This window comes from Rathayibacter sp. AY1C1, from assembly GCF_002932105.1.
Classification (GTDB): domain Bacteria; phylum Actinomycetota; class Actinomycetes; order Actinomycetales; family Microbacteriaceae; genus Rathayibacter.
Window position 1 is genome coordinate 26,625 of sequence record NZ_PSWH01000015.1, and the last position, 23,960, is coordinate 50,584.

Below are 23,960 nucleotides of genomic sequence, written 5' to 3' on the forward strand. Positions count from 1 at the left end.
AAGGCATCACGTGACGACAGCCACGACGGCTGCGGCGACGGCGCCCACCCGGCGACCGCGCGGCTCCGGGGGCGGACTCGGGCGCTACCTGCTCGTCCGCTTCCTGCTCATCATCCCCACCGTCTTCATCCTCGTGACGCTGGTGTTCCTCCTCATGCGCAGCACGGGCGACCCGATCACGGCGGCCCTCGGCGGCCGCCTGACCGCGGACCAGCTCGCCGAGCGCGTAGCCGCCGCCGGCTACGACCGGCCGCTGATCGTGCAGTACCTCGAGTACCTCGGCAAGCTGCTGACCGGCGACTTCGGCACCACCCTGAGCGACAACCGCCCCGTCACCGAGGTGCTCCTCACCTACGGCGCCGCGACGGTCGAGCTCGCCTTCTACGCCCTGATCGTGGCGTTCCTGGTCGGCATCCCGCTCGGGATGCTCGCCGCCTACCACCGCGACCGCACGCCCGACGCGGTGCTGCGCATCTTCGCGATCCTCTGCTACGCGACCCCGGTGTTCTTCGCGGGCCTGCTGCTGAAGCTGGTGTTCTCCGTCTGGCTGAAGTGGTTCCCCGTCGCCGGGCGCGCCTCGACGAGCACCGAGCTCTCGCTCCAGTTCCTCGAGAACAAGACCGGCATCTACCTGATCGACGCGATCCAGACCGGCGACCCGGCCGCGATCTCGGACGTGCTCTCGCACGCGGTGCTCCCCGCCGTCGCGCTGGGCCTGCTCACCGCGGGCATCTTCCTGCGCCTGGTGCGCACCAATGTGATCGGCACGCTCGGCACCGATTACGTGGACGCGGCGCGCTCGCGCGGCGTCAGCGAGTTCCGGCTCGTCCGCACCCACGCCTACCGGCCGGCGCTCATCCCGATCATCACCGTGATCGGCCTGCAGATCGCCCTGCTGCTCGGTGGCGCCGTCCTCACCGAGACCACCTTCGAGTGGAAGGGCCTCGGCTTCCAGCTCGCCGAGTACCTCCAGGCCCGCGACTTCGTGGCCGTGCAGGGCATCGTCGCCCTGCTCGCCGTCATCGTGGCGCTGACCAACTTCATCGTCGACGTCATCGCGGCGCTCATCGACCCGCGAGTGAGGTACTGAGCATGAGCACCACCTCCCCGGCGCGTCCGCGCCGCCGCCTCGTCGACCGCCTGCCGGTCGTCCACCAGCTCCGGCAGAGCGTCGGCCTCCAGCGGGGGATGCTCGTCACCGGCCTGATCATCACCGGCGCGTTCCTGCTGGTGGCCCTGTTCGCGCCCCTGATCGCGCCCTACGGCTACTCGCAGCTGCGCGCGGGCGGCGAGTCGTTCGGCGCGCAGGAGCCGCCGAGCGCGGAGCACCTGCTCGGCACCACCGTCGGCGGCTACGACGTCCTCTCGCGAGTGATCTGGGGAGCGCAGACCGCGTTCCTCGTGATCGTCGTCGCCGTGGTCCTGTCGATCTTCCTCGGCGTCTTCCTCGGCCTCGTCTCCGGCTACCTCGGCGGCTGGCTCGACCGCGTGCTCGTCGTGATCTGCGACGCGATCTACGCGTTCCCGACCCTGCTGCTGGCGATCGTGATGTCGATCGTCATCTCCGGCGGGCAGTCGAACCTCTGGGCCGGCATCTTCGCCGCAGCGGTCTCGATCACCGTGGTCTACATCCCCCAGTACTTCCGCGTGATCCGGGCCGAGACCGTGCGGATCAAGGGCGACGCCTTCGTCGAGTCGGCGAAGGTCATCGGAGCGTCGACGCCGCGGATCATGTTCCGCCACGTCCTGCGGAACGCGACGCGCACGCTGCCGCTGATCTTCACGCTGAACTCCTCCGAGGCGATCCTGACCCTCGCGGGCCTGGGCTTCCTCGGCTTCGGCATCGAGCCGACGTCGGCCGCGGAGTGGGGCTACGACCTCAACAAGGCGCTGTCGGACGTCACGAGCGGCATCTGGTGGACCTCGGTCTTCCCGGGCCTGGCGATCGTGCTCGTGGTGCTGGGCATCACCCTCGTGGGCGAGAGCCTGAACGACCTCGCCGACCCGCGCCTGCGCGGTCGGCGCGCGGTGGCCGCCGGTGCCGGCGACGTCGCCGCGACGTCCGTCGTGCCGGGCGGCGTCCTCGCCGCCGACGGCCTGGAGACGCCGGGGCACGACCCCGTCGCCGGAGTGGAGGAGACGCGATGAGCGACCAGCGCATCGTCCGGGACGCCTCAGCGCGTCCGATCGTGGACATCACCGACCTCGAGGTCGCCTTCGCGAGCGACCGCGGCGCCGTCCGCGCCGTCGCCGGGGTGAGCCTGCGCGTCGAGCGCGGCGAGGTCCTGGCGATCGTCGGCGAGTCCGGCAGCGGCAAGACCGTGACCGCGAAGACCATCCTCGGCCTGCTGCCCGAGACGGCCAGCGCCTCCGGAGTGGTCCTGCTCTCGAAGAAGGACGGCAGCGCGGCGACCGACGTCGTCTCCGTGCCCAAGGCCCGCCTCCGGGAGCTGCGCGGCACCGACGTCGCCATGGTCTTCCAGGAGCCGGGAACCGCCCTCAACCCGGTCTTCACGGTGGGCTGGCAGATCGCAGAGGGACTGCGCGCCCACGGCTCCGTCTCGAAGAAGGAGGCGCGCAAGCGCGCGATCGACGTCCTCCGCACCGTCGGCATCCCGGAGCCGGAGAAGCGGGTCGACTACTACCCGCACCAGTTCTCGGGCGGCCAGAAGCAGCGCGTCGTCATCGCGATGGCCCTGGTCCTGGATCCCGGCCTGATCGTCGCGGACGAGCCGACCACCGCGCTCGACGTGACCGTGCAGGCCGAGATCCTCGACCTGCTCCGCCGGTGCCGCGACGAGTTCGGCACCTCGATCGTGCTGATCACCCACAACATGGGCGTCGTCGCCGATCTGGCCGACCGCGTCGCCGTGATGTACCAGGGCGAGCTGGTCGAGGAGGCGACGGTCTCCGAGCTGTTCTCGGCGCCGAAGGCCGAGTACACGAGGAAGCTCCTCGCCGCCGTCCCGCACGTGGGCCAGGGCGTCGAGCGCGCCCGCGTCCGCGCCGTCGAGCGCGCCGAGGCCCCCGAGGCCGAGACGCTCGTCGCCGCCGAGGGCCTGCGGATCCAGTACCCCGGCCGGCTCGGCCGTCCCGGCTTCGTCGCGGTCGACGGCGTCTCGCTGCGCATCCGAGCGGGCGAGGTGCTGGGCCTCGTCGGCGAGAGCGGCTCGGGCAAGACCACCATCGGGCGCGCCATCGCGGGCCTGACGCCGGTGACCGGCGGGTCGCTGAAGGTCCTCGGCAAGGAGATGCGCGGCATCCGCGAGCGCGCCTTCCGGCCGGTCCGCGGCGACATCGGCTTCGTGTTCCAGGACCCGGCGTCGAGCTTCAACCCGCTGCTCACCATCGCGGAGTGCGTGGCCGAGCCGCTGATCGTGCACGGGCGGGCCGGCGACGCCGCCGGGGCGCGCTCGCGCGTCGACGAGCTCCTGGAGGCGGTGCAGCTGCCGCGCTCCTATGGCGACCGCTACCCGCACGAGCTCTCCGGCGGCCAGCGCCAGCGCGCCAGCCTCGCCCGGGCCCTCGCCCTCGAGCCGAAGCTGCTGATCGCCGACGAGCCGACCTCGGCGCTCGACGTGTCGGTGCAGGCCCGCGTGCTCGAGCTGTTCGCCGAGCTGCAGCGCGAGTTCGGCTTCGCCTCCCTGTTCATCAGCCACGACCTCGCCGTGGTCGACCTGCTCGCCGACCGCATCGCGGTGCTCTACCGCGGCGAGCTGGTCGAGGAGGGGACGGGGGCGGAGGTGCTCGCTGCGCCGAAGCACCCCTACACGCAGCGCCTGCTCGCCTCCCTGCCCGTGCCCGACCCGGTCGAGCAGGCCTCGAGGCGCGAGCTCCTGCGCAGCATCGTCGAGGCGGAGCGCCGGGCGTGAGCCGGACCGCCGGGGATCCGGCCCCCATCGTCGTCGACGACCTCAGCGTCGAGTACCCGCCGCGCGGCATCAGCCGCCGGTGGACGGCGCTGCGGGGAGTGAGCCTCCGCGTGGAGCCGGGGGAGGTGCTCGGGATCCTCGGCGGCAGCGGCTCGGGCAAGTCCACGCTCGCGCGCGTGCTCGGCGGCGACGGCCTGGGGCACGACGGCGGCCGCACGCGCCCGGTGATCATCGGAGGGGACGCGACGGTCGCGGGGCACCGCCTCCGCTCGCTCCCCGCCTGCGAGCTCAAGCGCTTCACCGTCGACGTCGCGCATCTCGCGCAGGACGCCGGTGCGGCCCTCCGCCCCGAGCTGACCGTCTCGGAGCTGATCGCCGAGCCGATCTTCCTCCGCGACCGCCACTACGACCCGAAGGCCGCGGCGGTGCGGGTGGCGACGCTGCTCGACTCCGTGCACCTGCCGCTGTTCCTGCTCGACCGCTACCCCTACGAGCTCTCCAGCGGCCAGCGCCAGCGCGTGGCCGTGGCCCGCTCGCTCGTGCTCGGGCCGAAGGTGCTGATCGCCGACGAGCCGACCTCGGGCATCGACGCGACGGTGCGCGAGTCGATCGTGGACCTCCTCGCCGACCTGCGGCGCCGGGAGGGCTTCGCGGCCGTCGTGGTCAGCCACGACATCGACGTGCTGAGCCGGGCGACCGACCGGATCGCAGTGCTGGTCGGCGGCGAGGTCGTCGCGTACGGGCCCCTGTTGGAGGTTCTGATCGAGGCCCGGCACCCCTACGTGCGCGAGCTCGGAGCGGCCTTCGCCGAGTACGAGCGCTTCGACGCCTCCCGAGCGCAGCGCGTCGAGGCGGCCGACCAGTGACCGTCCCGCGCGTCGCGGTGCTCCCGCGGCCGAAGCCGGTGTTCGCCGAGGCGGTCGAGTCGGGCGGGGGAGTGGTCGTCGGACTCGACGAGAGTCCGGACGCGCTGCTCTGGCTGTCCTACGGCCGCACGGACGAGCTGGCCGCGGTGCTGGAGGAGCACCCGTCGATCCGCTGGGTGCAGCTGCCCTGGGCCGGCGTCGACGTCTTCGCGCCCGTGCTCGCCGCGTCCCGCGCGGACGTCGTCTGGACCAGCGCCAAGGGCGCCTACGCGGAGCCGGTGGCCGAGCACGCGCTCGCGCTGGTGCTCGCCCTCCTGCGCTCGCTGCCGGAGCGGGCGCGCGCCGCGTCGTGGGGGCCGAAGAAGGCGGTCACGCTGCACCGCGCCTCCGTGGTGATCTTCGGAGCAGGAGGGATCGCTCGCGAGCTCCTGCGGCTGCTCGCCGTCTTCGACTGCCGGGTGACGATCGTCCGCCGCGGAGACGAGCCGGTGGAGGGCGCGGCCCGCACCCTGCCGGCGTCGCGGCTCGCCGAGGCCGCGGCGGACGCCGACGTGCTGGTCCTGGCCGCCGCCGCCACCGCGGGCACGGAGCGGATGGTCGACGCGGGTCTGCTCGCGCGGCTCCCCGCCCACGCCGTGCTCGTCAACGTCGCCCGGGGGAGCCTCGTCGACACGGACGCGCTCGTCGCGGCCCTCGCCCAAGGCCGTCTCGCGGGCGCCGCGCTCGACGTGACGGACCCCGAGCCGCTGCCGGACGGGCATCCGCTCTGGAGCGAGCCCCGGTGCCTGATCACGCCCCACAGCGCGGACACTCCCGAGATCACCGCGCCGCTCCTGGCCGAGCGCGTGCGCGCCAACGTGGCCGCCTGTGCCGCCGGCGGGCCGTTCGTCGGCCGCGTCGACCCGGGCTCCGGCTACTGAGTGCGCGCCCGATTTTGCGTTCGCGGAGAGTTTGCTAAAGTAGTACCGCGCTGATCGCCTCCGGGTGGTCGGATGATCCTCGATAGCTCAATTGGCAGAGCAATCGGCTGTTAACCGGTAGGTTCTTGGTTCGAGTCCAAGTCGGGGAGCGAAGGGTCCGGGACTCCACTCTCGGGCCCTTTTTTCGTGCCCGCGAGCGGTCGCCCTCGAGGGCCCACCCGCTCGGACCGACGATCGGAGGGGCGATGCGCGAGGACGTGATCGCTTTCCTGCGCCGCCGCCCCGACGTCGAGGCGCCGGATCTCGTCGCCGTCGACGCCAGTGACCGTCTGCTGCTCGACCTCGCCGCCGATCGCGGCCGCCTCGCCGTGATCGGGGACGCCTACGGGGCACTGAGCCTCGGCCTCGCCGCCGACGGCCGTGCCGTGCGGGTCGTGCAGGACTCGATCACCGCCGAGCGCGCTCTCGCGCAGAACCTCGAGACGGTGCGCGGGTCGGGCGTCGACCTCGCGCCGATCGAGATCGTCGACTCCGTCGCGGAGGCCGTCCGCGACGCCGACGCGGTGCTCCTGCGCCTGCCGCGCTCGCTCGACGCCCTGGCCGCCGTCGCGGCCGGGACCGCACTCGCGAACCCGGCGGCCACCCTGATCGGCGCAGGCCGCATCAAGCACATGACGCGCACGATGAACGACGTGCTCGCCGTGCGCTACGAGCGGATCGACGTCTCCCTCGCGCGTCAGAAGTCGCGCGCCCTGCTCGCGAGCGGCGCGCTCCCCGACCAGCCGCCCGCGCCCGGGCCCGAGCGGCGCCGTCTGGACGAGCTCGACCTCGAGGTCGTCGCGCTGCCGGGAGCCTTCGCCGGGGCGCGACTGGACCTCGGCACCCGCGCCCTCCTCGCCGCCCTCGATGTCGACTCCCTTCCCGCGGGCACCGCACTCGACCTCGGCTGCGGAACCGGCGTCCTGGCCGCCGTGGTGGCCCGGGCCCGCCCCGACCTCGCCGTGACCGCGACGGACACCTCGCGTGCCGCGGTCGAGTCCGCCCGGGCGACCGCGGCGGCCAATGGGCTCGCCGTCCGCGTCCTCCGCGACGACAACGCCTCGACGCTGGAGGCGTCCTCCGTCGACGTCGTGCTCTGCAATCCGCCGTTCCACTCCGACGGTGCCGTCACCGACCTCGTCGCCCGGCGCATGCTGCGCGCGGCCGGCCGCGTGCTGCGCCCCGGAGGCGTGCTGTGGACGGTCTTCAACTCCCACCTCGCGCATCCGGCCGAGCTGCGCCGCGCGGTCGGGCCGACCACGGTGGTAGCGCGCGACCGCCGCTTCACCGTCACCCGCTCCGTGCGCTCCGACGGCTGAGTACGGCTCCGCAACCCCCTCCGCGGCCTCAGGTCCGCTGTCCGCGGCGCGGGTACGATCTCTCTCCGGCGCTCCTGTGCCGAACCCGTCCCGTCCCCCCGGAGGCCGTCGTGCTCGAAGTCGTCCTCGTCCTCGCCCTGATCGCCCTGGTCGCGGTCGTCGTGCTGTGGCGCCGCGCCGTCGGCGCCGAGCGCCGTGCCGCCGAGAGCCGTGCGGAGGAGGCGGCGCGCGTCGTCCGCCTCGAGCTGGCGGTCGGCGAGCAGGAGGCGAGGCTCCGCATCGTCGGCGAGCTCGAGCAGCTCGCGGTCCGCAGCGCCGCGCACGTCGTCGAGGAGGCCGAGAGCGTCCGGCTCACGATCGACCGCGACCCCGCCGCAGCCGCACGGTCGGCGCAGCGTGCCGTGCGGGCGGCCGAGGCCTCGCTGGCGCAGCTGCGCCGCATCGCGACCGTCGCCTCCGTCGATCCGGGGGAGCTGCCGCGCACCGGCGGCTCCGTCCCCCTGATCGAGGGCGCCCGCGAGCGAGGCCTGAGCGTCCGCGAGGAGTCGTTCGGCGAGCCGTTCCCGCTGCAGGACGGCGCCGAGGTGGCTGTGCTCCGGGTGCTCGAGTACGCCTTCGACTCGGCGCTGGAGACCGGCGGCGCGGGGACCGAGGTCCGCATCAGCTCCCGATGGACGACCACGGGCCTCCGGGTGGAGGTCGACGACGACCGCGAGCAGCACGGCGCGGCGGAGCAGGACGCCACGGCTCTCGAGGCGGACCTGCGCTCGCTCACCGAGCGCATCGACAGCCCCGCGCTCGCCGAGCTGCGCGAGCGGGCCGCCCTCTTCGGCGGTGACGTGACCGAGAAGCGGACGCCCGGCGTCGGCCGGAGCGTCAACGCCTCGTTCCCCGCGATCCGCCACCACAACGGCGTGCACGGGGTCGACCTGGCCTGAGTCAGTCCTCGAGGTGCTCCACGCCGGGCAGCCACGAGACGCCGGGGCCGCCCCAGCCGCGCTTGCGGGTGATCTTCGCGACCGGCTTGTGGTAGTCGTGCTCGAGGCGGTCGATGTAGAGCACGCCGTCGAGGTGGTCGAACTCGTGCTGGAACACGCGGGCGAACCAGCCGTCCGCGACGATCTCGAACGGCTCCTGCTCGAGGTCGACCGCGCGGAGGATCGCGCGCTCGGAGCGGCGGAGCGGGAAGCGCTCGCCGGGGAAGGAGAGGCACCCCTCCGACTCCGTGTCCTCGTCCGCCTCGCCGAGCGGGGTCGGCGTGACGAACAGCTCGGGGTTGATCGCGACGCCGCGGCGGGGGGTGCCGTCGTCGTCGGCGTAGTCGTAGACGAACAGGCGCAGCGGGACGCCGACCTGCGGGCCGGCGAGGCCGACTCCGGGGGCGGTGTCCATCGTCTCGAACATGTCGGCGACGAGGGTGCGCAGCGCATCGTCGAACTCGGTGACGGGGGCGGCGGGGGAGTGCAGGACGGGGTCGCCGGCGATGCGGATGGGGAGGACGGCCATGGGGGACAGGGTACCGCGGGGCCGTCGACCGGGTCCGCGAGGATCATCCGCTGGGCTCAGCCCCTCACCCGTGCGTCGGAGGACTCCCGGAGGCGTTCTGGGTAGGGTCGACCCCATGCCCGCCGATCTCGCCGAACTCCTCAACGACCCGGCGAAGTTCATCGGCATCCCGATCGCTCTCGTGGGCGCGGTGTTCCTCTCCCTCGGCGCGCAGTTCCAGCACCGGGGAGTGGCGAAGGTGGAGCGGTTCTCGAAGCGCTCCGGCTCCTCCGGGCTCAGCGGCGGCCAGCTGGTCGCGCTGCTCTCGCGCCCCTCGTGGGTGATCGGCACCCTGCTCCTCGGCCTCGCGATCGTCTTCCAGCTGACGAGCCTCGGCTTCTCCCCGCTCATCGTGGTGCAGCCGCTCGGAGCGGTGGCGCTCGTGATCACCGCGGTCGTCAACGCGCGGGTCAGCCGGGTGCGCTTGAACGCGGCGTCGATCCGGGCGATCGTGCTCTGCGTCGGAGGCGTCGGCACGTTCGTCCTCGTGGCGGCGTTCAACGCGGTCGACAAGTCCATCCAGACGCCCGAGCTCATCACGATCCTCGTGATCCTCGCCGTGGTGCTCACGGTCTTCGTCATCGCCTTCCGCGTCTTCCGCCGCGGAGCGAAGGCGATCTTCTACATCGTGGGCGCCGGAGTGGTCTACGGCTTCGTCGCGACTCTCGCGAAGGTCGTGCTCAACCGCATCAAGTACGGCGAGTTCGACCCGCTGACGGTGGTCTGCATCGTGGCGCTCCTGGCCGCGACCGCGCTCGGCGGGTACTTCGTGCAGAACGCCTACTCCTCCGGCCCGCCGGACCTCGTCGTCGCGGGCCTCACCGTCATCGACCCGCTGGTCGCCGTCGCGATCGGCATCGTCGTGCTCGGGGAGGCGCAGTACGCGGCCCCGTGGGCGATCCCGCTCTTCATCGCGGCCGGTGCCGTCGCCATCTACGGCGTCTTCCTCCTCGCCAAGCACCACCCGCAGGCGCGCTGACGGCGCGGGATCCCGAGTGGTGAGGACTCCTCTGCCTACAATGGCTCCGCGCCGAGAGCCACGAAACCGACCGACCTCCGCCGATCGCTCCCTTCTCTCCCCGAGCGGCACGACACCGATAGGACCTCCCGTGTCAGATCCCCGCGACGCGTCCCGACCGGGATCGCCCGACTCCCGACCGCTGACGGTCGTGATCGGCTGCGACACCTTCGCTCCCGACGTGAACGGAGCCGCGAAGTTCGCCGAGCGCCTCGCCGCCGGTCTCGCGCAGCGCGGCCACGAGGTCCACGTCGTCGCCCCCTCTGCCGACGGCTGGAGCGGCACCCGGGTCGAGACGCACGAGGGTCAGCGGATCATCGTGCACCGGCTCTACAGCTGGCGCTGGTACCCGCACGACTGGCTGCGCTTCGCGATGCCGTGGCGCATCCGGCAGAACAGCGCGCGCATCCTCGACGAGGTGAAGCCCGACGTCGTGCACTTCCAGTCGCACATCATCGTCGGCCGCGGCCTCGGGATCGAGGCGGCCAAGCGCGGCATCCGCATCGTCGGCACGAACCACTTCATGCCCGAGAACATGCTCGAGTTCACCCTCCTGCCGAAGGCCGTGCAGGCCAAGGCCGTGGCGATGGCGTGGCGGGCCGCGCGCCGCACCTTCGGCCGGGCGGAGGCGGTCACCACGCCGACCCGCAAGGCCGCGCAGTTCCTCGAGAAGTACACGGGCCTCCGGGGCGTCCACGCCATCTCCTGCGGCATCGACGCCGACAACTACACGCCCGACTTCACGGCGCGCGCCGGCGACTCGATCCTCTTCGTCGGCCGCGTGACCGGCGAGAAGCACATCGACGTCCTGCTCCGCGCCGTCGCCCTGCTCGATCCGGCGCTCGACGCGAAGCTCGAGATCGTCGGCGGCGGCGACCAGATGCGCAACCTCCAGCAGCTCGCCGCGACCCTCGGCATCGCCGACCGCGTGCGCTTCACCGGCTACGTCTCGGACGCCGAGCTCAAGGAGGCGTACACGCGCGCCACCGTGTTCGCCATGCCGTCCATCGCCGAGCTGCAGAGCATCGCGACGATGGAGGCGATGGCCTCGGCCCTCCCCGTCGTCGCCGCCGACGCGATGGCCCTCCCGCACCTCGTCCACGACGGCGAGAACGGCTACCTTTTCGCGCCGGGCAGCGCCGAGGCCCTCGCCGACCGCCTCACCGCCGTGCTCACGGCCGACCAGGAGGACCTCGAGGCGATGAAGCGCGCCTCCCTCCAAATCGTCGCCGCGCACGACATCAACCGCACGATCAGCACCTTCGAGAGCCTGTATCGTGGGGAGCCGGTGGCCGATCCGGCCTCCGACGCAGCGTCCGCACCCGCCGCCACCTGACGGCCGCTCGGACGGCCGCCGCGGGGCGTTAGCTCAGCCGGTCAGAGCAGCGGACTCATAATCCGTCGGTCACGGGTTCAAGTCCCGTACGCCCTACTCCGCTCCACCCGCGGTGGTTCCTCCTCTCCAGCGCCGGGTCGGGCCTCCACCTGATGTCGTTCTCGTCGGAGCGGACGGTCCGGCCCCGTCAGGCCGGCGGGCCGTGCCTCAGGACGGCGCCGACGCGGTCCTCGCCGGCACGCCGACCGCGGACGAGTCGGAGGCGACGTCGCGGACGACGACGGCGCCGACTCCGACCCGCACACGGTCGCCGACGGTCACGTCCCCGACGATCGTCGCGCGGGCGCCGATGTAGACGTCGTCGCCGATGACGGGCGTCCGACCCTTCGACTCGCCGATGGTGACGCCTTGGTAGATGAACGCGTTCCTTCCGATCACCGTGCGCGGGTGCAGGATCACGCCGCGGCCCCAGTGGGGGAGACGCAGGCCGGGCCCGACCTGAGCGGCCGGCGGCAGCTCGGCTCCGACGATCATGCGGGTCCAGACGAGATCGACCAGGCGGTAGACGAGGTGGAGGGGGAGCCGGGTCCTCCGAGAGCTCGAGTACTGCCCGAGCCGGAGGACGAGGACGGTGAGCCGGTCGGAGGCGTGGCCCTTGGCGGCCAGGTCCGCGCGGACGACGGCGCGGAGGTCAGCGAGATCCATGCTCCCAGTCTGAGTGGGAGCCTCGAGGGTGAGGCCGGGCCGTCGGAGATCGTCCGGGGCGTGGCGAGCATCCGCGAGCGGACGACACGGTGGCGCGATGCGCTAGCACGTCCCGACGCGCCGCGCCCGTACTGGCCGCTCTCCGCTCGACGTGATTGCCTGAACCCGTGCCTGATCTTCCGATGTTCCCGCTCGGCTCCGTGCTCCTGCCGCACATGCCGCTCCCGCTCCGGCTGTTCGAGCCGCGGTACCTGCGGATGCTCGGCGACGTCCTCGAGGACGAGACCCTCGCGTTCGGCGTCGTGCTCATCGAGCGCGGCCAGGAGGTGGGCGGCGGCGACCAGCGGTTCGCGGTCGGCGCCCGCGCGCGCATCCTGAACATCGACGGGGCGGAGTCGTTCGTCACGCTCGACTCCGTGGGCGAGGAGCGCTTCGAGGTCGTCCGCTGGTACGAGGACGACCCGTACCCGCGCGCCGAGGTCCGCCTGCTGCCCGATCTGGAGTGGGACGAGAAGCACGCCCCCGCGCTGGCTGCGGCGGAGTCGGCGGTCCGCACGGCACTGGCGGTCGCGAGCGAGTTCGTCGAGCAGCGCTACGGCGCGGTCGTCGAGCTCGCCGAGGATCCGGCCGCGCACGCCTGGCAGCTCGCCGGCGTCGCACCGGTCACCGAGCTCGACCGCCTCGCGTTCCTCCGCAGCTCCACCATGGAGGAGCTGCTGGAGTCGGTCCGGGAGCGCTCCGCCGAGGCGACCGAGTCGTTCCGCGCCGGCTGGGCCTGAGCCCGGTCCCGGCGTCCCCCGACGAGCCCGTCAGTCCTCGAGACTGACGCCGCGCTCCTCCGCCAGCTTGACCAGGTCGTCGACGACCACGAGCGCCATCCGCACCGAGCGGTCGCGGCGGTACTCCTCGTCGTCCGGGTCGATCCGCGAGGTGCGGTCGAGGGTCTCCTCGATCGACTGCGCGAGCTCGCGCCACGCGTCCTGACGGGCGTCGTCGACGAGCGTCGCGAGGTACTCCTCGTCCTGCGCCCGCCTGTGGAGGGAGTCGGCGACCAGGAGCGAGAGCCGCTCGCGGTGGTCGAGGTTGTCGACGTCGGCCGAGCGGTAGTCGTGCACGTGGTCGGAGCGGCCGCCCACCGAGGTCACGTCGGCGGCGATGCCGCGCAGGCGCTCGGCGGCTGCCTCGGACTCGCGCGCCAGCTTCTCGAGCTCCTCCGCGGCGACGACGGAGTAGCGGCCCGAGTCGAAGGGGACGTCAGCACCGAGGCCGTCCATCAGCACACGGTTCTTCACGGCCATCCGGCTCGCGTACTGCGCGAGCATCAGGCCCTCCTCGGCGGCCTCCTCGACGGAGGCGGGCTCGCGCGACGGGTTCTCATCGGGGTCGTACGGCTCCATCTTGAACCTGCGTCGACGCCGGAACCACACGTGCGTCACCTACATCCCGGAGCAGGCGCCCCGCCCGCCGGAGCACCTCTTCGAGAGTACCCGGCGGGCGGGCGCCGTGGTCGGCGGCTCAGGCCTCGCGCCAGTCGTCCTGCCGGAGGTGGGAGCCGGCCTGCGGCCCCATCTGCAGCATCCCGCCGTCCACGACGTACGAGGATCCGGTGATGTAGGAGGCGGCGGGAGAGGCCAGGAAGGCGACCACCGCCGCGATCTCGCGGGCGTCGCCGGGGCGGCCGAGGGGGATGCCGGGGCGGTCGATCGTGACGGGGTCCACGTCCTCGGCGTCGTTCATCGGCGTGGCGATCTCTCCGGGGGCGACGGCGTTGACGGTGATGCCGAGGGAGCCGAGCTCGAGTGCGGCGACCTTCAGCAGGCCGCCCAGCCCGTGCTTGGCGGCGGTGTAGGCGACGGAGCCGACCCGCGGCTGGTGCTCGTGGACGCTGGTGACCGCGATGATCCTGCCGCCCGTGCCCTGGGCCGCCATGCGCCGCGCGGCGCGCTGGAGGCAGACGAACGCTCCGTCGAGGTTCAGGGCGACGGTCGAGCGCCAGCTGTCGAGGCTCTGCTCGAGGAAGGGCTCGCCTCCGCCTCCGCCCGCATTGCTGACGGCGACGTCGAGCCCGCCCAGTCGATCCGCGAGGTCGTCGATCACGTCGCCCGCGCCCTCCAGATCCGTCGTGTCGAGGCGCGCGATCTCGGCGCGCCGGCCGAGGGAGCGCACCTCCTCCGCCGTGCCCTGCGCGCCCTCCTCGTCGCTGTGCCAGGTGATGCCGACGTCCATGCCCGCCTCGGCCAGTGCCACCGCGGTCGCCCGGCCGATGCCGGAGTCAGAAGCGGTCACCAGTGCACGGGTGGGCCGGAAGTCTCGAGGTCCCTGGGTCATGTCGTCTCCTGTCTCGATCGGGCCGCCGATCCGGCGGACACGGGTCGATCCCATCAGGGGATCCGACGCGCTCGGGAGCCGGTTGACAGGTCCGGGCTCGCGCGAGACGCGTGGCGGTGTCCCCGCTTAGCGCCCCGATCGCGTTGACTGGGCGGATGGATCACCGGCGCATCTCGGTCGTCGTCCCCGTGAAGGACGACGCCCGCCACCTCGAGCAGCTGCTCGAGCTCCTCCGCGAGCAGACGCTCGCTCCGTTCGAGATCGTCGTCGTCGACGACGGGAGCACCGACGACAGCGCCGCCGTCGCGCGAGCGGCGGGCGCGCGGGTGGTGCGGCACGACGGAGCCGGGATCCCGGCGAGCACGGCGCACGGCTTCGACGAGGCGCACGGCGACGTCCTCGCACGGCTCGACGCCGACTCCCGCCCGGGACCCGACTGGCTGGCGCGCCTGGCCGGCCACTTCGCCGATCCCGAGGTCGGAGCGGTGACCGGTCCCGGACGCTTCGACGAGCTCGGCCCGATCGCCCGGGTGATCGCGCGGGTCGCCTACATGGACGCCTACTTCGTGCTGATGGGGTCGGCGCTGGCCAACTGGCCGCTCTTCGGCTCCAACTGCGCCGTCCGCCGGTCGGCGTGGGAGGAGATCGCGGAGGAGATGCACCGGCACGACGCCTACGTGCACGACGACGTCGAGATCAGCGTGCACCTGGGACTCCGGCACCGGATCGTGCTCGACCGCCACCTCGAGGTCGGCATCTCGGCCCGCCCCTTCGGCGCCTTCGCCGACATGCTCCGCCGGTTCGACCGCGCTCTGCACACGCTGGCGCGGCACCCCGGGATGGGGTCGTCCCTGCAGCGCTGGACGCACCGGGTGCGCCGCACCCGCCGCGATCGCCTGCGAGCGACGGCCGCGGCGCGCCGCTCCGGCTGACGACGAGAACCGACGGCGCCGCCTGACGGCTAGGGCTGGGCCGCGTCCGGCCGGGCCGCGTCGGGCTCGGCCTCCGCCGCCCGATCCTCTCCGGGCGCGGGGCGCCCCTCCTTCGGCATCGCCCAGACCGCGGCGAGCATGCCCACGGCGAGGACCGTGAGCGCGATGCAGACGAAGCGGGTGCCCTCGGCGAGGTCCGCCGGTGCGGGGACGCCGCCGCCCGCCTTCGCGTTCACGATCGCGCCGAACACGGCCACGGCGACGGCGCTGCCGATGTTGCGGGCGAAGAAGTTGGTCGAGGAGACCACTCCGCGCTCGTTCCAGTCGACGCTCGACTGCGCCCGGATCAGCGTCGGAGTCGCCACGAGCCCCATGCCGGCGCCGATCAGCACGCAGAAGCCGGCGATCTCCCACAGCGTCGAGGAGGCGCCGAGCAGGATGGTCAGCGCCGTGCCGATCACGACGAGCCCCGCTCCGAGGAAGCCCGTGTTGCGGAAGCCGATGCGCAGGTAGAGCCGGCCCGACAGGCTCGCCGCGACCGGCCAGCCGAGCGTCATCGCCGCGACGGCGAAGCCCGCGCCGAGGGCGGAGCTGCCGAGCACGCCCTGCGCGAAGGTCGGGAAGTACGAGGTGACGCCGAGCGTGATCGCGCCGACGGTCACCGAGACCAGGCTGGTCGAGATCAGCACGCGCCGCGTGAGGACCCAGAGGGGGAGCACCGGGGCGGCAGCTCGCCGCTCGATCGCGACGAAGCCGGCGAACGCGAGGGCCGAGACGACGAACACGCCGACTCCGGCGGGGGAGAGCCACGGCCAGGCGCTGCCGCCCTCGAGCAGCCCGAGGATGAGCAGCGCGGTGCCCACGGCGAGCACGGAGGCGCCCGCCACGTCGATCCGCTGCTTCTCGCCCCGCGTGGTCTCGCGGAAGCTGCGGATCAGGAGGAACGCCGCCAGGAGGCACAGGGGGATGTTGACGAGGAAGATGCCGCGCCAGGCGCCCAGGTCCGAGAGCACGCCGCCGAGGGTCGGCCCGACGACAGAGGAGATGCCCCAGACGCTCGCGAGGTAGCCCTGGGTCTTCGCACGCTCGGCGACCGTGTAGATGTCGCCGGCGATGGTGATGCCCATCGGCTGGATCGCTCCGGCCCCCAGGCCCTGCAGGGCTCGGAACGCGATCAGCGCGGGCATGCTCCAGGCGAGGCCGCACAGGAGCGAGCCGACCAGGAACAGGGCGATGCCGATCAGCATGATGGGCTTGCGCCCGATCACGTCGGCGAGCTTGCCGTAGAGGGGGACCGAGACCGCCTGGGCCAGCAGGTAGATCGAGAACAGCCAGGGGAACTGCTCGAAGCCCCCCAGGTCGGCGACGATGGACGGCACGGCCGTCGAGAGGATCGTGGCGTCGAGGGCGACCAGAGCGGTCGAGATCATCAGGGACAGCAGGATCGGGCCGCGCTCCGAGCGCAGTCCGACACTCGCGCGGGTGGGGGCGTCGGTCACTCTGCCCAGGCTATTCCATAGCCGGGGGATGGAAGCGGGGCGGAGAGGATCCGCTCCGGGGCTCGGTAGACTGGCGGCATGGAACTCGCTCTCTGGCTCGTCGTGTCCGCCATCGCCGGTGTCGGCCTCGTCTCCGGAGTCGCGGCTCTCATCGCCATGACGCGGGCGCCCTGGTCGGCCGACAAGTAGCCGCCCGGCCGGCCTCGCGCCGGCACTACTCGTAGATCCGCACCACGCTCCACTGCTGCTCCGTCGACGCGACCACGTCGAGCACGAACGCTCCGCCGGTCGCGAGGTCCGTCGCCTGGAAGCGCCAGCCGCCGATGCTCACCGGTGTGCGCCCGAACGTCGGCGGGAACCCCTCGAGGGGCGCCCACCACTCGCTCGTGCAGGTCCACACCGTCGGCCGGTCGGTCACCCGGTAGCTCCCGCCCCGCCACTCGAGCGCGATCGGCACTCCCTCGCCGTCGGTCGAGACCAGCGCCGTCTCGTCGATCACCGCCATCGTCGTGCTCCCGTTCACTCGCCGGACCCGGTTGGCCGTTCGAACATGTGTTCGATAGTCTGCGAGTGTACGCCGCGGCGCTCGTGCTCGCCACGGCCGCGGATCGACCGGTGGGAGGCGCGATGATCGAGTGGAGTCCGCTCCAGATGCTGCGCAGCAGCGGGCAGGACGAGTGGGTGATGGTCGACGCCCTGCGCACCGGCCGGATCGGCCTGGTGCGGCGCATCGAGACCGGCCCGTACCGCGAGACCTGGTTCCGCGCGGTGACCTGGGCGGCCGAGCCGGAGAGGCGGACGCTCGTGGGCTACTCCCGCTCGATGGACACCATCGCGGCCGCCCTGTGGGCCCATCAGCCGCCGACGGCGCAGGAGAAGCCCTTCCCCGGCTACCCGCCCTCGCGGCCGTCGCCGTGACTCCTTCAGCGAGAGGGGGCCCTGCCGTCCCCGCGACGGCGGCCTCCGTGTCCGCCACAGGGGAGAATGGCCCGATGCTCCTCGCACTCGTCGGCGGCCCCACGGGGGCGTGGCGGGCGGTCGACCCCGTCGGCGGCGCCGAGGCCGGGAGCGGCAGGGGACCGGCCGAGCTGGCGGCGTTCGTCCGGGAGCGGGAGCCGGAGCGCCCGCGCTGGGTCTGGGACGACACCGCGCGCTGGTACCCCGCACTGCTGTCGGCCGGGGTGGTCGTCGCCCGGTGCCACGACCTCCGGCTGGCCCGCGCGATCCTCCGCCGCTCGGTCTCCGCCGCCGCATCGGCTCTCGCGCGCTCGCCCCTCGACCCGTGGGACGCGGGAGCCGCGGCCCCCGCCGCGCAGGACACGCTGATCGGGTTCGAGGAGGCGGCGGGCGGCTCCGACGAGCTCGACCCCGTCCTCGAGCTGGCCCGGCAGGAGGAGGCGCTCTCCGGCGCCGCCGAGGCCGGCCGGCTCCGCCTGCTGCTCGCCGCCGAGTCCGTCGGCGCCCTGATCGCTCGCGAGATCGCCCACGCGGGGCTGCCGTGGCGCGCCGATGTGCACGACCGGGTGCTCACCGGGATGCTCGGCCCCCGCCCGCTCTTCGGCGGCCGCCCGGCCCTGCTGGAGGCGCTGGCCGTCCGTCTGCGCGACGAGCTCGGCGCGCCCGAGCTCAATCCCGACTCGCCGGCCGAGCTCCTCAAGGCGCTGCGGCGCGCGGGGCTGCCGGTCGAGTCGACGCGCTCCTGGGAGCTGCAGTCCCTCGAGCACCCCGCGGTGCCGCCCCTCCTGGAGTACAAGAAGCTCTCCCGGCTGCTCACCGCCAACGGCTGGGCCTGGCTCGACGCGTGGGTGCGCGACGGCCGGTTCCGGCCGGAGTACGTGGTGGGCGGCGTCGTCACCGGCCGCTGGGCGACCTCGGGCGGAGGGGCGCTGCAGCTGCCGCGGCAGATCCGCGCCGCGGTCACCGCGGATCCGGGCTGGAGCCTCGTGGTCGCGGATGCCGCGCAGCTCGAGCCGCGCATCCTCGCCGCGCTCTCGGGCGACTCGGCCATGGCCGCCGCCGGGCGGGGCCGCGACCTCTACCAGGGCATCGTCGACGCCGGCGTGGTCCCCGATCGGCCGCGGGCGAAGGTCGCGATGCTGGGGGCGATGTACGGGGCGACGAGCGGCGAGTCCGGGCGGCTGCTCCCGAGGCTCGCCCGTGCCTACCCGCGCTCGGTCGCGCACGTCGAGGCGGCGGCTCGGGCGGGGGAGCGCGGCGAGAGCGTCTCGACGTGGCTCGGGCGCAGCTCGCCTCCCGGACCCGAGGGGCTTTCGGCGGATGCGGCGCGAGCGCGCGAGTGGGGACGCTTCACCCGCAACTTCGTGGTGCAGGGCACCGCGGCCGAGTGGGCGCTCTGCTGGATGGGCGAGCTGCGGGCGCGACTGCGCGCCGAGGGCGGCGCGGTCGGCCGGGCGCACCTCGTCTACTTCCTGCACGACGAGGTGATCGTGCACGCTCCCGCCGACGTCGGCGAGCGGGTCGCCGCGATCGTCCGCGAGGCGGCGGTGCGCGCCGGACGCTCGCTCTTCGGAGAGGGCGAGGTCGACTTCCCGGTCACCGTCGCCGTCGTCGACTCCTACGACCAGGCGAAGTGAGACGCGGGATCAGTACCAGTGCGGCGAGCGGTTGTTCCAGCTCGACCACGCGTTGCAGGGCGAGCCGTAGGCGCTCTTGATGTACGAGAGCCCCCAGTCGACCTGCGTCGCCGCGTTCGTCTGGTAGTCGGCTCCCGAGTTGGCCATCTTGCTCGCCGGGAGGGCCTGCGGGATTCCGTAGGCGCCGGAGGAGCGGTTCAGCGCGTTCCAGCGCCACCCCGACTCGCCGTTCCACAGTGGGATGAGGCACCGGTCGACCTGGTCGGCGCCCCAGCCGAAGCGGCCGACAGCGGTGCGGGCGTAGGCCTGGGCCTGCGCGGGGGAGAGGCCGTCCGTGCGTCCGGCGTAGGTGCCGAGGGCGGCGATGGTCTTGGCGGAGCTGTTGCGCGCGCCGGTCGGGTCGTCGTCGCCGAGTTCGACCGGGCCGCCTCCGCCGCCTCCGCTGTTAGAGGGCGCTGCCGGAGCCGCGACCGCGGCGGGAGCCGACGCGGCGCGCTGGCGGGCGGCCTCGGCCTCGGCGGCGAGGCGGGAGAGGCGCTGCTGCTCCTCGAACGCCGACTTCGCGTCCTGGCCGTCGGCGTACTCCCGCTCGATCTCGGCGGTGGTGTTCTTGAGCGAGGCGAGCTGGGTGTAGAGCTCCTGGCTGTACTTCTCCTGGTCGGCGACCTTGGCGTCGGCCTCGGCCTGAGCGGAGCGGGCGACCGAGAGCGCGTCGGCCGCGGCGGTGGCGAGGGAGACGCGCTCGCCCCGGGCCTGCTCGGCCTGAGCGGCGAGGGAGACGGCCTGGTTCTCGGTCGACTGCGCCGCGGTCTGGAGCCGGCTGGTCTGCTGGGTGAGCTGCGTCATGGTGCCGAGGCGGTAGAGCAGCTCGCTCGACTCGTCGCCGCCGATGAGGAGGTTGAGCGTCGCATCGGTCCCGCCGTTGCGGTAGAGCTGGGCGGCGAGACGGCCGGCCTGCTCCTTCGCGGCGTCGGCGTCCGACCGGGCGGCGGAGGCGCGCTCCTCCAGGGCGCTCACGCGCTGAGTCGCCTCGTCGAGAGCGCTCTGCGCGGCGTCCGCCTCGGCGGCCCGGCTGATGGCGGCGTCGGTGAGGGCGGCGGCCTGGTCGCGCAGGTCGGCGAGGAAGGCGGTGATGCGGTCGACCTCGGCGGCGGTGGCGCTCTCGCTCGACTTCGCGGCCTCCACATCGGACCACGAGGGGTAGTCGGACGGGTCGTAGGCGGCGGACGCGGAGAGCGGAGCGGCGAGGGCGGCGCACAGGACGAGGACCGTGCCCGCTCCGGCGGCGACGAGGCGCCGGCGCGCCCGGGAGGGGACGCGGAGACCGAGGGGGGTGCGGGACATGCGAACCACCCTAGGCGACGGCACCCGCGCCTGTCTCGTCCTAGCTCGAGGCTCGACGGCCCCGACGGGGACGCTCGAGAGCGTATCCGCGGACGCCCCGTCCCGGCCCGTCGCCCGTGAGCTCGTCGCGGGCCGCCTCGAGGAGGCGCCGCAGGGCCTCCTCCCGCACGCCGGCGGCGATCGCGGCGAGGCGGCGCTGCGGGTGCGCGTCCTCCTCCTCCGCCTGCTCTTCGGCGGTGGCGGGCAGCGAGCTCTCGTACGCGTCGAGGACGGCGGCGAGGTCGGCGCCGGACAGGCTCGAGGCCAGCAGCACCCGGTCGAGGACGTCGTCCCAGTCCTCCTCCGGGGACGCTCCGTCACCCGTCAGCCAGGCGGCCGCCTCCGCGCGGCCCTCGCGGGTGAGCGCGTGCAGGGGGAGGCCGTCGTCGGTGGACCCGGCCGAGACGACGAGGCCCCGCTCGCGCAGGCGCTCGAGCGTCGAGTAGATCTGGCCGACGTTGACCCGGGGCCGGTGCGCGGCACGGTCGAGGAGCTCGGCGTGCAGCTGGAGGCCGTAGGCGGGGCCGAGCGTGAGCAGGGCGAGCAGGCCGTCGCGGACGGACACGGTGCTCCTCCCGGCGGGCGTCTGGCGGTGTGCGGCGTCCGGCGGCGCGGACGACCTGAGTATAGGCAGGAGCCGCCCACGGCCGGTCGAGCAGGCGCGGCGAGCCGCCTTGACGGAGGTCCGCCGCTCCTGCATGATCGGGCGTGGTGGCACGTCCACCGTCATAATCAAAGAAGGCGCACCGCAGAGTGTTCCGTGGTCCGGGTCGTTGGGGAAGACGCACCGGGACGAACGGAGGACACCATGGTGGCGCAGCAGACTCGGGGTGTGCTCTTCGTGCACTCCGCCCCCCGCGCGCTCTGCCCCCACCTCGAGTGGGGGACAGGTCGCGCCCTTGGTCGTGCCGTGAACTTCGCCTGGATCGAGCAGCCCGTGCTCCGCAGCACACTGCGCGCCGAGTTCGCCTGGGAGGGCCCGGTCGGAACCGGTGCCGTCATCGCGTCCGCTCTCCGCGGCTGGGCCGACGTCCGCTACGAGGTCACCGAGGAGCCCTCGCCCGGCGTCGACGGAGGCCGCTGGATGCACACGCCCGAGCTCGGCATCTTCTACGCGCAGACCGACAGCGCGGGCAACACCGTCGTGCCCGAGGACCGCATCCGCTCCGCCATGGAGCTCGCCGGCGCCGATCCCATCGAGCTGCACCGCGAGCTGCGCCTCGCCCTCGGCCAGGCCTGGGAGGACGAGCTCGAGCCCTTCCGCTACGGCGGCGACTTCGCGCCCGTCGTCTGGATGCACGGGGTCGGCTGAGTTCATTCGACGCCGCTCCTCGCGCGGCGTCGCGCAGTCGGCTCGGTCGGGTGGTCGGGTTCCGTGGAGCGGCTTGCGTCCGGCGACGCCGATCCGCTGGCACGCGGATCGGCGGATACGCCTCGCGGGGGCCGCTCGCTCCCGCCTCCCTGAACCAGGCGGCCAGCGGACCCTCGTTCCGGCAGAGGCCCGCCTCGAAGTCGCGTCGTCACCTCTAGGTTGCCGCTCGCTGGCACGTCGACCAGACGGTCGGCGGAGCACCGCGTTCCGGCGGAGGGCGTCGGAAGACTCGCGGAGCCGCCCGCACCTCTGTCGCGCACGACGCCGACGGCTCGAGTAATGGCGAGTCGCACGCTCCCCACGAGCGCAGCCGCCCTGATCCGAGCATCCGACCCGAGTCGCGGCGAAGCCCGCGCTCCCACCCGGACAGCTTCGTTGATCCGAGCATCCGACCCGAGCCGCGGCGAAGCCCGCGCTCCCCACCAGCACGGCGTGCTCACCAGCCCGCACCAGACGGCGGCGCAGATCCCTCGCGGCACGAGGCGTATCCGGGGATCCGCGTTCCAGCGGATCACCGTCGCCGCACCGCACCGGTCCTCGGAAACCCCGCCCCCCTCCCCAGCGGACGCGCCTGCGCCGCGCAAGGAGCGGCGCAGCCCGCTTTCCGCACGGTGGAGCGGGGCTAGGCCCCGCTACACCGTCCGGAAAGCGGCAACAGCATTGTGCCCCCCGAACCCGAAAGAGTTCGAGATGGCGACCAACGGTCCGTCGCCGAGGGCGCGGGGGCTGGTGACGACGTCGAGGGGGATCTGGGGGTCCTGCTCGAAGAGGTTGATGGTGGGGGGTGCGGTGCGCTCGTGGAGGGCGAGCACGGTGAAGATGGCCTCGAGCGCGCCGGTGCCGCCGAGGAGGTGGCCGGTGGACGCCTTGGTCGCGGAGACGGCGATGTTCGGGAGGTGGTCGCCGAAGACGCGCAGCAGGGCGCGGTACTCGGCGATGTCGCCGACCGGGGTGCTCGTCGCGTGGGCGTTGACGTGGGTGACGTCGGTGAGCGCGGCTCCGGCCTGCTCGAGGGCGCCGATCATGGCGCGGGCGGCGGCGGAGCCCTCGGGGTCCGGCGCCGTGATGTGGTACGAGTCGCTGGTGACGGCGCCGCCGGCGAGCTCCGCGTAGATGCGGGCTCCGCGGGCGAGGGCGTGCTCCTCGGTCTCGAGGATGAGCGTCGCGGCGCCTTCTCCGAGGACGAAGCCGTCGCGGGAGACGTCGTAGGGGCGCGAGGCGGTCGCCGGGTCGTCGTTGCGGCGCGAGAGGGCCTGCATCGACGCGAAGGCGGCGATCGGGAGCGGGTGGACGACCGACTCCGTGCCGCCGGCGACGACCACGTCGGCGAGGCCGAGCTGCATGTGCTCGTAGGCGTTCGCGAGGGCCTCGGTGCTGGAGGCGCAGGCCGACACGTCGGTGCGGGCGTAGGCGCGGGAGGGGATGGCCATGCTGATCGCGGCGGCGGCCGCGTTGGGCATGAGCATCGGGATGGTCATCGGGAGGACCCGGCGGGGACCGCGCTCGCGGAGGGTGTCCCACGCGTCGACGAGGGTCCAGAGGCCGCCGATGCCGGTCGAGTAGTCGACGCCCACGCGGAGCGGGTCGACGTCGGTGATGCCGGAGTCGGCCCAGGCCTCGCGGGCCGAGATGAGCGCGAACTGGCTGGAGGGGTCGAGGCGCTTCGCCTCCGGGCGGGAGAGCACCTCCTCCGGGCGGACCTTGGCCTGGGCGGCGAAGGTGACCGGGATGTCGTACTGGGCGACCCAGTCCTGCTCGAGGGAGCGGACGCCTGATTCGCCGGCGAGGAGTGCGTTCCAGGACTCCCGGGCGGTCCCGCCGAGGGGAGTGCTGGCACCGATTCCGGTGACGACGATCTTCTTGGTCATGACGAGCTTCTCTGTTCCGTGTGGGTGGGTGCCGGGCTCACCCCGGCCGACGATCGCCGGCCGGGGTGTCCGCCACGAGGACGGGGTGCGCGGGCGACGACTACTCGGACGCCTTGACGATGAAGCGGACCGCGTCGCCGACCGTCTTGAGGTTCTTGACCTCGTCGTCGGGGATCTTCACGTCGAACTTCTCCTCGGCGTTGACGACGATGGTCATCATCGAGATGGAGTCGATGTCGAGGTCGTCGGTGAACGACTTGTCCATCTCGACGGAGTCGGTGGCGATGCCCGTCTCGTCGTTGACAAGCTCGGCCAGGCCGGCGAGGACTTCTTCGTTGGACAGTGCCATGGTTCTCTCCTTGGG

At 73.2% G+C, this 23,960-nt stretch carries 24 protein-coding genes and 2 tRNA genes; 16 read left to right on the top strand and 10 right to left on the bottom strand.

Features of this window, described 5'->3' with window-relative positions; genetic code table 11:
• The first annotated feature begins 10 nt into the window (after positions 1–10).
• The 8 genes from C5C71_RS08965 (at position 11) to C5C71_RS09000 (ending at position 7,954) form a co-directional block, all read left to right on the top strand.
• On the top strand, positions 11–1,090 hold the full coding sequence (locus C5C71_RS08965) for an ABC transporter permease (RefSeq protein ID WP_104223444.1): 1,080 nt from the start codon (positions 11–13) through the stop codon (positions 1,088–1,090).
• Between the two features lie 2 nt (positions 1,091–1,092).
• Entirely contained in the window at positions 1,093–2,148 is a 1,056-nt protein-coding gene (locus C5C71_RS08970) for an ABC transporter permease (protein WP_104223445.1), read from the top strand.
• Positions 2,145–3,872 (top strand): ABC transporter ATP-binding protein, encoded by a 1,728-nt coding sequence (locus C5C71_RS08975; protein WP_104223446.1) that lies wholly within the window; start codon positions 2,145–2,147, stop codon positions 3,870–3,872. The genes C5C71_RS08970 and C5C71_RS08975 overlap by 4 nt, the downstream gene beginning before the upstream one ends.
• Positions 3,869–4,738, top strand: coding sequence for an ATP-binding cassette domain-containing protein (locus C5C71_RS08980; RefSeq protein ID WP_104337555.1), 870 nt, complete (start codon positions 3,869–3,871; stop codon positions 4,736–4,738). Before C5C71_RS08975 ends, C5C71_RS08980 begins: the two co-directional genes overlap by 4 nt.
• Positions 4,735–5,658, top strand: a complete 924-nt coding sequence (locus tag C5C71_RS08985) for an NAD(P)-dependent oxidoreductase (RefSeq protein WP_258068696.1) — start codon at positions 4,735–4,737, stop codon at positions 5,656–5,658. The genes C5C71_RS08980 and C5C71_RS08985 overlap by 4 nt, the downstream gene beginning before the upstream one ends.
• A gap of 76 nt (positions 5,659–5,734) precedes the next feature.
• A tRNA-Asn gene (locus C5C71_RS08990) sits at positions 5,735–5,807 on the top strand.
• A 96-nt stretch (positions 5,808–5,903) separates the two neighbouring features.
• Positions 5,904–7,016: a class I SAM-dependent methyltransferase gene (locus tag C5C71_RS08995; protein ID WP_104337556.1), complete on the top strand. Its 1,113-nt coding sequence runs from the start codon at positions 5,904–5,906 to the stop codon at positions 7,014–7,016.
• 110 nt (positions 7,017–7,126) lie between these two features.
• On the top strand, positions 7,127–7,954 hold the full coding sequence (locus C5C71_RS09000) for a hypothetical protein (RefSeq protein ID WP_104337557.1): 828 nt from the start codon (positions 7,127–7,129) through the stop codon (positions 7,952–7,954).
• Between the two features lies 1 nt (position 7,955).
• On the opposite strand, the gene def is transcribed toward C5C71_RS09000, so the two are convergent.
• Positions 7,956–8,522, bottom strand: a complete 567-nt coding sequence (gene def / locus C5C71_RS09005) for a peptide deformylase (RefSeq protein ID WP_104223450.1) — start codon at positions 8,520–8,522, stop codon at positions 7,956–7,958.
• A 115-nt stretch (positions 8,523–8,637) separates the two neighbouring features.
• Here def and C5C71_RS09010 point away from each other — a divergent pair, with 115 nt between their 5' ends.
• From C5C71_RS09010 to C5C71_RS09020, 3 genes are all read left to right on the top strand, one after another.
• Positions 8,638–9,540, top strand: a complete 903-nt coding sequence (locus C5C71_RS09010) for a DMT family transporter (protein ID WP_104223451.1) — start codon at positions 8,638–8,640, stop codon at positions 9,538–9,540.
• Positions 9,541–9,670: 130 nt separating this feature from the next.
• A complete protein-coding gene (locus C5C71_RS09015; RefSeq protein ID WP_258059440.1) occupies positions 9,671–10,915 on the top strand; it encodes a glycosyltransferase in 1,245 nt (414 codons plus the stop codon).
• A 22-nt stretch (positions 10,916–10,937) separates the two neighbouring features.
• Positions 10,938–11,011 (top strand) — tRNA-Ile (locus C5C71_RS09020).
• Between the two features lie 111 nt (positions 11,012–11,122).
• On the opposite strand, the gene C5C71_RS09025 is transcribed toward C5C71_RS09020, so the two are convergent.
• Entirely contained in the window at positions 11,123–11,620 is a 498-nt protein-coding gene (locus C5C71_RS09025) for a DapH/DapD/GlmU-related protein (protein ID WP_104337558.1), read from the bottom strand.
• Positions 11,621–11,787: 167 nt separating this feature from the next.
• Between C5C71_RS09025 and C5C71_RS09030 the strand changes: the two genes are divergently transcribed.
• The gene (locus C5C71_RS09030; protein WP_244229436.1) at positions 11,788–12,399 is read left to right on the top strand and encodes an LON peptidase substrate-binding domain-containing protein; all 612 of its coding nucleotides are present in this window, start codon (positions 11,788–11,790) and stop codon (positions 12,397–12,399) included.
• 30 nt (positions 12,400–12,429) lie between these two features.
• Here C5C71_RS09030 and C5C71_RS09035 read toward each other — a convergent pair whose 3' ends face one another.
• Entirely contained in the window at positions 12,430–13,017 is a 588-nt protein-coding gene (locus tag C5C71_RS09035; RefSeq protein WP_104223455.1) for a hypothetical protein, read from the bottom strand.
• 118 nt (positions 13,018–13,135) lie between these two features.
• On the bottom strand, positions 13,136–13,948 hold the full coding sequence (locus C5C71_RS09040) for an SDR family oxidoreductase (protein ID WP_104226704.1): 813 nt from the start codon (positions 13,946–13,948) through the stop codon (positions 13,136–13,138).
• Between the two features lie 155 nt (positions 13,949–14,103).
• Between C5C71_RS09040 and C5C71_RS09045 the strand changes: the two genes are divergently transcribed.
• Complete coding sequence (locus tag C5C71_RS09045) at positions 14,104–14,880, top strand: glycosyltransferase family 2 protein (protein WP_104288491.1); 777 nt, start codon at positions 14,104–14,106, stop codon at positions 14,878–14,880.
• 29 nt (positions 14,881–14,909) lie between these two features.
• Here C5C71_RS09045 and C5C71_RS09050 read toward each other — a convergent pair whose 3' ends face one another.
• Entirely contained in the window at positions 14,910–16,310 is a 1,401-nt protein-coding gene (locus tag C5C71_RS09050; RefSeq protein ID WP_104260996.1) for an MDR family MFS transporter, read from the bottom strand.
• A 283-nt stretch (positions 16,311–16,593) separates the two neighbouring features.
• Positions 16,594–16,902, bottom strand: a complete 309-nt coding sequence (locus C5C71_RS09055; RefSeq protein WP_146084449.1) for a hypothetical protein — start codon at positions 16,900–16,902, stop codon at positions 16,594–16,596.
• Positions 16,903–16,949: 47 nt separating this feature from the next.
• Between C5C71_RS09055 and C5C71_RS09060 the strand changes: the two genes are divergently transcribed.
• Positions 16,950–17,297 (top strand): hypothetical protein, encoded by a 348-nt coding sequence (locus C5C71_RS09060; protein ID WP_104223458.1) that lies wholly within the window; start codon positions 16,950–16,952, stop codon positions 17,295–17,297.
• Between the two features lie 74 nt (positions 17,298–17,371).
• Positions 17,372–18,973 carry a bifunctional 3'-5' exonuclease/DNA polymerase gene (locus C5C71_RS09065; RefSeq protein ID WP_104337560.1) on the top strand — a complete coding sequence of 534 codons (1,602 nt, stop codon included), beginning with the start codon at positions 17,372–17,374 and terminating at the stop codon, positions 18,971–18,973.
• A 9-nt stretch (positions 18,974–18,982) separates the two neighbouring features.
• Here C5C71_RS09065 and C5C71_RS09070 read toward each other — a convergent pair whose 3' ends face one another.
• Entirely contained in the window at positions 18,983–20,317 is a 1,335-nt protein-coding gene (locus tag C5C71_RS09070; protein ID WP_104337561.1) for a hypothetical protein, read from the bottom strand.
• Between the two features lie 40 nt (positions 20,318–20,357).
• Positions 20,358–20,921, bottom strand: coding sequence for a PadR family transcriptional regulator (locus C5C71_RS09075; protein ID WP_181065680.1), 564 nt, complete (start codon positions 20,919–20,921; stop codon positions 20,358–20,360).
• 243 nt (positions 20,922–21,164) lie between these two features.
• Here C5C71_RS09075 and C5C71_RS09080 point away from each other — a divergent pair, with 243 nt between their 5' ends.
• On the top strand, positions 21,165–21,668 hold the full coding sequence (locus tag C5C71_RS09080; protein ID WP_104226674.1) for a DUF3145 domain-containing protein: 504 nt from the start codon (positions 21,165–21,167) through the stop codon (positions 21,666–21,668).
• A gap of 692 nt (positions 21,669–22,360) precedes the next feature.
• Here the strand turns inward: C5C71_RS09080 and C5C71_RS09085 are convergent.
• Both C5C71_RS09085 and C5C71_RS09090 read right to left on the bottom strand, forming a co-directional pair.
• Positions 22,361–23,596, bottom strand: coding sequence for a beta-ketoacyl synthase (locus tag C5C71_RS09085; RefSeq protein ID WP_104226673.1), 1,236 nt, complete (start codon positions 23,594–23,596; stop codon positions 22,361–22,363).
• Positions 23,597–23,696: 100 nt separating this feature from the next.
• On the bottom strand, positions 23,697–23,945 hold the full coding sequence (locus tag C5C71_RS09090) for an acyl carrier protein (RefSeq protein ID WP_104223463.1): 249 nt from the start codon (positions 23,943–23,945) through the stop codon (positions 23,697–23,699).
• Positions 23,946–23,960: the final 15 nt, after the last annotated feature.